The 7211-nt window shown below is 64.6% G+C and carries 9 protein-coding genes and 1 pseudogene; 1 reads left to right on the top strand and 9 read right to left on the bottom strand.

The window, feature by feature from the left end:
• Window positions 1-184 precede the first annotated feature (184 nt).
• From ITJ67_RS17440 to ITJ67_RS17425, 4 genes are all read right to left on the bottom strand, one after another.
• Window positions 185-1189, bottom strand: coding sequence for an IS481 family transposase (locus ITJ67_RS17440; RefSeq protein WP_416362334.1), 1005 nt, complete (start codon window positions 1187-1189; stop codon window positions 185-187).
• Between the two features lie 102 nt (window positions 1190-1291).
• Complete coding sequence (locus ITJ67_RS17435; RefSeq protein WP_194678492.1) at window positions 1292-1516, bottom strand: hypothetical protein; 225 nt, start codon at window positions 1514-1516, stop codon at window positions 1292-1294.
• Window positions 1513-2259: a hypothetical protein gene (locus ITJ67_RS17430; protein WP_194678491.1), complete on the bottom strand. Its 747-nt coding sequence runs from the start codon at window positions 2257-2259 to the stop codon at window positions 1513-1515. Before ITJ67_RS17430 ends, ITJ67_RS17435 begins: the two co-directional genes overlap by 4 nt.
• A gap of 2 nt (window positions 2260-2261) precedes the next feature.
• On the bottom strand, window positions 2262-2624 hold the full coding sequence (locus ITJ67_RS17425; protein ID WP_194678490.1) for a hypothetical protein: 363 nt from the start codon (window positions 2622-2624) through the stop codon (window positions 2262-2264).
• Between the two features lie 86 nt (window positions 2625-2710).
• On the opposite strand from ITJ67_RS17425, the gene ITJ67_RS17420 reads away from it, so the two are divergent.
• Window positions 2711-3001 (top strand): hypothetical protein, encoded by a 291-nt coding sequence (locus ITJ67_RS17420; RefSeq protein ID WP_194678489.1) that lies wholly within the window; start codon window positions 2711-2713, stop codon window positions 2999-3001.
• A 523-nt stretch (window positions 3002-3524) separates the two neighbouring features.
• Here ITJ67_RS17420 and ITJ67_RS17415 read toward each other — a convergent pair.
• The 5 genes and pseudogenes from ITJ67_RS17415 to ITJ67_RS17395 all read right to left on the bottom strand — a co-directional run bounded on the left by ITJ67_RS17415 (window position 3525) and on the right by ITJ67_RS17395 (window position 6511).
• Window positions 3525-3767: a hypothetical protein gene (locus ITJ67_RS17415; RefSeq protein WP_194678488.1), complete on the bottom strand. Its 243-nt coding sequence runs from the start codon at window positions 3765-3767 to the stop codon at window positions 3525-3527.
• A 212-nt stretch (window positions 3768-3979) separates the two neighbouring features.
• Window positions 3980-4531 (bottom strand): helicase-related protein, encoded by a 552-nt coding sequence (locus ITJ67_RS17410; protein ID WP_194678487.1) that lies wholly within the window; start codon window positions 4529-4531, stop codon window positions 3980-3982.
• Between the two features lie 28 nt (window positions 4532-4559).
• On the bottom strand, window positions 4560-4697 hold the full coding sequence (locus ITJ67_RS17405; protein ID WP_194678486.1) for a hypothetical protein: 138 nt from the start codon (window positions 4695-4697) through the stop codon (window positions 4560-4562).
• Between the two features lie 25 nt (window positions 4698-4722).
• Window positions 4723-5720 (bottom strand): annotated as a pseudogene (locus ITJ67_RS17400) (IS481 family transposase).
• Window positions 5721-5818: 98 nt separating this feature from the next.
• Window positions 5819-6511 carry a hypothetical protein gene (locus ITJ67_RS17395; RefSeq protein ID WP_228503237.1) on the bottom strand — a complete coding sequence of 231 codons (693 nt, stop codon included), beginning with the start codon at window positions 6509-6511 and terminating at the stop codon, window positions 5819-5821.
• Window positions 6512-7211: the final 700 nt, after the last annotated feature.

Raw genomic sequence — 7211 nt, 5'->3', positions numbered from 1 at the left:
CGCTGCAACCACCCGCGCAACGTGTCAGCAGGGATCCCGAGCTGCTGTCCGACCCTCGTGCAGGCGCCACGGCTTCCGCCTGGCTGCTCGCGAGACTCCAGCACGAGCCGCACCGCTCGTTCCTTCAGCTCCGGCGGGTATCTCCGTTTGCTTGCCGTCATGGTTCCGTCCCCTTTCCAGGGAGTCAGGAACCTCCAATAAACCCGGGGCGATTCTGAGTCGTGAGGCTGGTGACACTCGGGCTGCGGGCGCGGCCTGAGTGGATCCGTTCAGTGTTGTAGTGCTCGATCCAGGGCGCAAGAGCGTCGTGTCGGGCCGTGTTGCTCGCGAAGGGCTGGCGATACGCCCATTCGTTCGCGAGGGTCCGGTTGAAGCGCTCGACTTTCCCGTTCTGCCAGGGGCAGTGGGGCTTGATGAACTTCTGTGTCGCTCCGAGCTGCTCGACCGCTTCGCGGAACGCGAGCGATCGACGGTAAGCGAACGCGTTGTCCGAGATCACGCGGTGGATGCTCGTGATGCCCCGCTCCGCGAAATAGGCCGCCGCCCGGGTAAGGAACCCGGCCGCGGTGGTGCCCTGCTCGTCCGGGTGGACCTCTGCGTAAGCCAGCCGGGAATGATCATCGACCGCGGCGTGGATGTAGTCGAACCCGATCCGAGTCCGGTCGAGGCGTGAGCGGTGGTTCGAGAGCAAACCGCCGTGCGCGCGCCAGCCCCCGCCGTCCGGGATACGCCCGAGCTTCTTCACGTCGATGTGGATCAAGTCCCCGGGCTTCGGGTGCTCGTAGCGTTTCGCGGTGGATCGATGCGCGCGAATCGAGGCCCCGGTCACCGGGTCCAACCACGCCAACGGCGCCACCCCGTGACGGTTCAGGATCCGAGAGATCGTCCGGGCCGGAACACCAGTCTCGACCGCGAGCCGGGCAGGACCGAACCGCAACCGCTCTCGCGCCTCCAACACGCGCGTCTCGACCTCGACCGGGGTCTTCGAGGGCGACCGGTGTGGGCGGCTCGATCGATCGACCAGACCCGACAGGCCCTCCGCGCGGAAGCGCGCGACCCAGCGATGCGCGCATTGCCGCGAAACCCCGAGCTCACGCGCGACATGAGACGCCGGACGACGGTCGAACACGATCCGCTCGACCAGCAACCGCCGACTGTGAACCGTGAGACGGGCATTAGCGTGGGACATAGAGGCCTCCTGGCGATGGCAGAACGAGACAGCTCCATCAAGCCAGGAGGCCTCGTCACGTCACAGGACCCGAAGTGTCACCAACGTCACGGCCGAGTACACCTAATCGTCGCCGCTGCCGCGCACGCACTCTTGAAGTTCGCCGTCGTAGTCGGAGACGGTGACCTCCCCGTCGAGCGGTTCCGTGGAGAGCGGGTACGCGTGGAGCCCAGACCTCGTCGTTCCTGGATCGAAGTCGGCGGGCTGTGTGTGGTGGCCGGACTGCCCGGCGTGAGAGACGCCGTTGCCTCGAGCCTCCTCGCGCTGTGTGCCACATCGCCTCGTCATACCCGGGCCTCTCTAGGAGTGATGTCGATGGTGTAGTCGCCTGGCTCGGTCCGCTCCGCTCGGCGGAGGCCCCTGTCGTGAAGGTGGCGGGTCGAGAGCACTGCCTCAAGGTCATCGAGGGGCTCCATCTTTGCAAACTCGTTGAGGGACACGACTTCGTCGCGCACCGTCACGGACTCAATCGCGACGAGCTTCCCATTTCCGAAGCCATACTCGCGGAAGTGGAACGCAGTCAGCCCAGAATCGACGGCCCCGGCGTAACTGCGGAGCCCCTCGATGATGGTTCGCTGCAGCTCCGACTCAGCCTCGAACGCGAGATGGCGCTGAATCTCTACGCGCTTGCGGACTACCGGCATAAGCTCAGCCGGGTCACTGGGGTCCTCGAGCCTGGCGGGCACATAGTCCGGGGCCACATGGAGGCCACGCTGGCGAAGGTCCGCCGAGAAATACCAAGAAGTGCCGCTGTCAAAGCTGAGCTCGCGGCCGCTGTTGTCCACGCTAACCTCGGTGATCATTTGCGGCACACCGAACTCGGTGAGCAGGAGCTCGTAGTCGTCGGCATCCGCCTCTTCACTCGAGCGCTCGATGTGGCCTTCGATTACCTGGAGCATGTCGATTCGGTCGCCCGCAAACAATGAGTCGACGGGGACGAGGGTGCCCGCAGGCCTCGGCTCGGCGTCGTCTTTGAGGGTGCCACGGGCGGCGTCTCGCTGGGCCTGGGCGGCTTGGCTGTTCTGGGTCATGGTCATACTCCTTGGGATGTGGCTTCGGTGCGGACAACTCTCTTGGCTGGTTCGTGACGGTCGTGGGGATGCCGACGTCGGCTTTCAGCTTGGCCGAGCTTCCTCCCGTTCGGGTTGTTGAGCTTGGGTGGGATGTGGCTGCGCCAGACTGTGGCATCACGACCGAACTTCGAGAGGTGCTCGCCGCCTTGAAAATACGCGGCCTTCCCGCGGTTCGCGATGGGTCGGTCGGCGTGGCCGTGGTTGTACATATATTCGTGGACGCCGGTGCGGATGTTCCGGTTCTCGGCGGTCGCGATGTGCCGGATGATCTGCGGGCCGATGAGCTCGCTCGGGAGCCTGACGGGGTCTGTCGTGTTGCACACGCATGCTCTGGGGTTCCACGCGGCCCGGAGGGCCTCGGGGACGTCGTCGGTGGGGATCTTGGCACTGAGGTGAGCGTCGGGTTTGCGTGGCCGTCTTCCTGGTAGCTGCAGTCGTCGATGTCGGCGTCGAACCAGTCAGTGCACCCGTCGATGATGGGCAGCTCGCGCTTGTACATCTGATCAGGTGTGACCCGCATTCGCCCCAGTTTGGGGTCCTCCTTGCCGGCGACGGCGTGAGTGGCGTCGGTGTCGGCGTCGGCCCGTTTGAGCCTCCTCGAGGTCTTCACCGGCACACGCGGATCGTCGAGGGATCGCACGTTGTGGCTGCCGTTGCTCTCTCAATTTTCGTGAGCCTCCGCGAGGAGCCCATCCCCTGATTCTCGCCATAGGAGCGGGGCCGGTGCTGAGTGCTGCTGGTGTCCGAACTGCCCGCCGGTGGTGCCATTGCCGCGGGCTTCTTCACGGCGTCGTTGCTAATGGTCATGCGTTGTCCAGTTCGTAGAGGCCGGGTCTGCGTGCTCAGTGAGAGGTCGTTGATGTCCAGGAGGTGGGAGGCGTCGTGCTCGCTATGCAGGGCTGCGTCGTCGCCGGTTTCGTCGATGTACTCGGTCCACAGCGGGCTCTCCCACGGCATCTCGCGCAGGCAGGCCTCGAGCCGGTTATAGTCGTCGACGCGATCGGTGTAGATCGAGCTGTTCCTGTCCCCGCACCCCGACGTTCCTCATCGGTACGGCGGACCGCGAGGTACTGGTTCAGCTCGTGGCTGTCAGGCGTTGCGGATGCGCACGTGCGCTCGCTCAGCTTCCAGGCCACTTTCTCGCCGGCGGCAATCGCTCCCGCGAGGAGTTCCGAGGCTTCCTGCGGGTCGTCAGAGTTGAGCTCCTCGACCGACGCGATCGGCTAAGAATCGAGGACCTGTCGGACCACGTCCGGATCCACTCGCTCGTCCTCGGAGTAGCCGGAGACGCTGCCCCGAGCGGTGTGGTGCGTGAAGCCAACCCACACCGTCGGAGTGGGCACCTGGGCCGGGTGCGTGGTCTCAATGCCGGCGTCGAAAGCGGCGGGCGCGAAATGCTGCTGGTGGCCGGCCTGGCCGACGCCGGTGCCTCGCGCCTGCTCGCGGCGATCGTCTGCAGTCGACATGCGTGGTGCTCCTCTGGTCCGGGGGTCACCGGGACTGTGTGCGGCGGTCGCGAGTACGGTTGGGGCACGGCTGAGCCCACGCTCGACAACGCGCCCTGGTACGAGGCCGGCGGCGTGCGCTACATCGACGAGCGCGCATTCGACCAGCTCCTTCGGCCCAGTGCGGGAGGACAACGCGGAGCTGCTGGCTCGCCTCGGCGACGACTAGGAGATCAGCCACGCTTCTTCCGTTGCTTGGTGATGACCTCTTCAACCATGTCGCGGACGATGTCTGTGGCGGATTTGAGTTCATCGTCGACATTGGTCAGCACCGCAACTTCATTGTCTCCGCCGAGAACCGTGCCGAGGGTGAGGCCCTTTGCCACGGGGAACCGTTGGATGTGCTCGTCGAGGGTCCCTGGCGCGATGAGGGTGGTGATGAGGACGTTGTTGGTTTGGCCGATTCGGTGGAGCCGGTCCTCGCTCTGGTCGATCTTCCCCACGGTCCCGTCGGACTCCGCGTCGAGCGCGTCCTGGCGTCTGGTGAGCGTGATTCCGACGCCAGCGGCGGTGATGCTGGCCACGAGGACCGCGATCCGGCCGGCCTGGACTGATCCCACGATCTCGTCCCGCTGATCGTTGGTCGACGACGCGTTGAGTACAGCCGTTCGGCCTTCGTCCCCGAAGATGGCTGCGGCGAGGGCGGACACGACGTCCTTGTGGTGCACACACACGATGAGCGGGCGCGTGTAGCTTCCGTTCTCGTCAGGGTCGAAGTCGTGCATGAGGATCCAGTGGATCGCGACCGGGACTTCAGAGCCCCGCTGCACCGCGGAGCTTGGATACCGGCGGCAGGAAATCGTGACTGAACCGCTCGATGTCGTCGGCGCTCGGCTCACGTCCGCCGTTCTCCGTGCGCACCTGATCGACCCAGGCTTCGATCTTGGTCACGATCTCCCCGTGGACGCGCCTCTACTCACCGAGGGCCACATCCACTGTGAGTGCCTGGCGTGTATTGCCCCGTGGGGTTGTGGACGCGTTCTGATGGGGTTGCGCCTCTGATACCGGTGTGTGGTCGGTGGTGCTTGTAGTGATGAAGCCAGGTGTCGTAGGTCGCGGCCCTGGCTTCGTCGCTGTCGTAGGTGGTCGCGTAGGCCCATTCCTGGGCGAGGGTTCGGTTGAAGCGTTCGACCTTGCCGTTGGTTTGGGGGCGGTAGGCGCGCGTTCGGCGGTGCGTGATGTTCGTGGCAGCGAGTGCGTCTCGGAAGGTGTGTGATCGGTAGCAGGAGCCATTGTCGGTGAGGACTTCCTTGACGGTGATGCCGATGCTCGCGAAGTAGGTGTTCGCGCGGTGCCAGAACCCGGCGGCGGTGTCTTTGCGTTCGTTCTCGAGGATCTCGGAGTACGCGATCCTGGAGTGGTCATCGACCGCGTGGTGCAGGAATGCGTAGCCGCGGCCGCGCTTCTTGTTGTTGTGGTTCCGATCGTGCGGCCGAGCTTGCGGTGCCCACCGCCGTCGGGGATGCGGCCGAGTTTCTTGATATCGACGTGGACGAGATCGCCGGGGTGTGCTCGCTCGTATCTGACCGGCCGCGGCTTTCGGATAGGGAGCCCGGTGGCTTGGTCGAGGTGCGCGAGGCGAGGCATGCGGAAACGTCGAAGGACCCGCCAGGCCAAAGATGGCTCGATGCCGAGGTGGTAGGCGATGCGGTGGGGACCCCACCGGCGCGTGACGCGGAGGTTGACGATGCGACGCTCAACACGTCTCGGGCATCGACGCGGGGAGGTGTGTGGTCGGGAGGATCGATCCGTGAGCGCTTCCCCGTTGCGGAACCGGTCCGCCCATTTCTTCGCGGTCGCTGGTGAGCACTGGAATCGTTCCGCAGCTCTGCGGTAGCTCCCCCCGCCATCAACGACGAGCGACGCGATCCGGCGTCGCCCTTCCGGGGTGAGGGGTGCGTTAGCGTGGGTCACGAAAACCTCCGTGCTTGGGATGGTGAGTGTGGTAACCCACATCCTGCACGGAGGTTTTCGTTTACGTCAGCCGGTCACAACGCTCCGAGGCAATACACCTAGGCGATCTTGGCCACGCGCGGGGCATTCACAGCGAGGTCGTCGCCAGAACCGGTACGTGCGGTTGGAAAATGCCAAGAGTACGAAAACTGCACTGATGTGCGTTCGGACACGGTGACCGTGAGGACATTCCCGTCCTGGCTGGTGGTGGGACCGTCCGTGAGGGTGGTGAATGCGGTGGTAGCAAGCGGCTCTGCGGGGGAATCTATGTCCGTGACGCTTGCTGTGAGTGTGACCTGGCGTGTGTTGATGTTGTACAGGCGCGCATCGAATGTGAAGGAATACGTCCCGGCAGCGAGACACGCGACGCTACTTGTGAGCGTCGTCGTGGTCAGTCTGCCCGGAGCCGGATCTTCGGCGACCAGCGCAACCGTAGTGAGGCCTTCAAAGGAAGCTGCGAACCACACGTTCGGGCCATTCGCGGGGAGTTTATCCGTGGTCCAGCCCCTGAAGTCCTCAGTGAATGCCCAGTTGGATTCGATGATTGCTGCGTCCTGCGGCAGGCAGTCCGCTGAAGCGGCAGCGGCGGGTGCCGTTACCGCGTACACCATCGTGGGAATGGACCACGCGGCTCCTGCGACGATGGTGCGGCGCTTCGGTCCTTGCGTGGCTGCGTCGGGTGACGTATTGGAGTTGCTCATGATTCCTTCGGGATAGATGACGCTGGTAGAGCGGGTGGTTTTTCGAGCCAAGGAGGAGCCTCGTTGCGAGCGTCTCAACCCGACAGGCGGAAGTTCTCTCGCGCGGGTTTGATGACGCGCTTCGGGACTTCGGCGCGGCGAGTTGGTCCCAATGCGACGCGGTCCGACTCGGGTTGAGCTCATTTCATTTGTGACCAGGCAGGGTTTCCGGCCGGGCCGCACCGATGCTGTTCGCGCTCCGCTCGAGGCAGGTTGATCTGTGCTTTTCACCTGGTCGACCGCACCCACGTTTCCCTCCTGACGCCTCATCCGCCTCATCGTTGGCCAGTCCGGCTGGTCAACAAACTTGAGCTTGATGCGTGGCCATACCGCGCGCTAGCGCTGCCGCCGTATCAGTCACCTCATGACAACCTTCTTGCCATGTCCTCACCTAGTCGCTGCCGCGGGGACACGTGGTTTTGAGAAATCTGGAAAACAAGGCCGGACAATATTGCGCGGATATCTCCGCGCCAGGACGAGCTGCATGAGTGCGTCGGCTCGTTCCCTACCCGACGTTCCGGCTGCGCTGCGTTGGACCGAGCGCAATTCCCCGGCGGTGTTTTCGCGCGCGATCAGACAAACGCGATGACGAGACTTCTGATCCCGTTTCAAAGGCCCACCAGGACGACGGCGCGAGCGCTCTGCTGGTCCGCAGGCGGAGTGTAGGACCGCCCCAGGAGACTCATTGGTCCAGATCCTGGTCAGTCCGGGT

It is taken from the genome of Pseudoclavibacter sp. VKM Ac-2867 (assembly GCF_015351275.1).
Classification (GTDB): domain Bacteria; phylum Actinomycetota; class Actinomycetes; order Actinomycetales; family Microbacteriaceae; genus Pseudoclavibacter.
Note: the sequence above shows the minus strand (reverse complement) of the source record. Positions and strands in the feature narration are given on the sequence as shown.

Excerpts from the sequence above, each read along its gene's own strand:
- ITJ67_RS17440 (WP_416362334.1), bottom strand. The coding sequence starts at position 1,189 with ATGTCCCACGCTAATGCCCGTCTCACGGTTCACAGTCGGCGGTTGCTG.
- ITJ67_RS17430 (WP_194678491.1), bottom strand. The coding sequence starts at position 2,259 with ATGACCCAGAACAGCCAAGCCGCCCAGGCCCAGCGAGACGCCGCCCGT.
- ITJ67_RS17415 (WP_194678488.1), bottom strand. The coding sequence starts at position 3,767 with ATGTCGACTGCAGACGATCGCCGCGAGCAGGCGCGAGGCACCGGCGTC.
- ITJ67_RS17410 (WP_194678487.1), bottom strand. The coding sequence starts at position 4,531 with ATGCACGACTTCGACCCTGACGAGAACGGAAGCTACACGCGCCCGCTC.
- ITJ67_RS17435 (WP_194678492.1), bottom strand. The coding sequence starts at position 1,516 with ATGACGAGGCGATGTGGCACACAGCGCGAGGAGGCTCGAGGCAACGGC.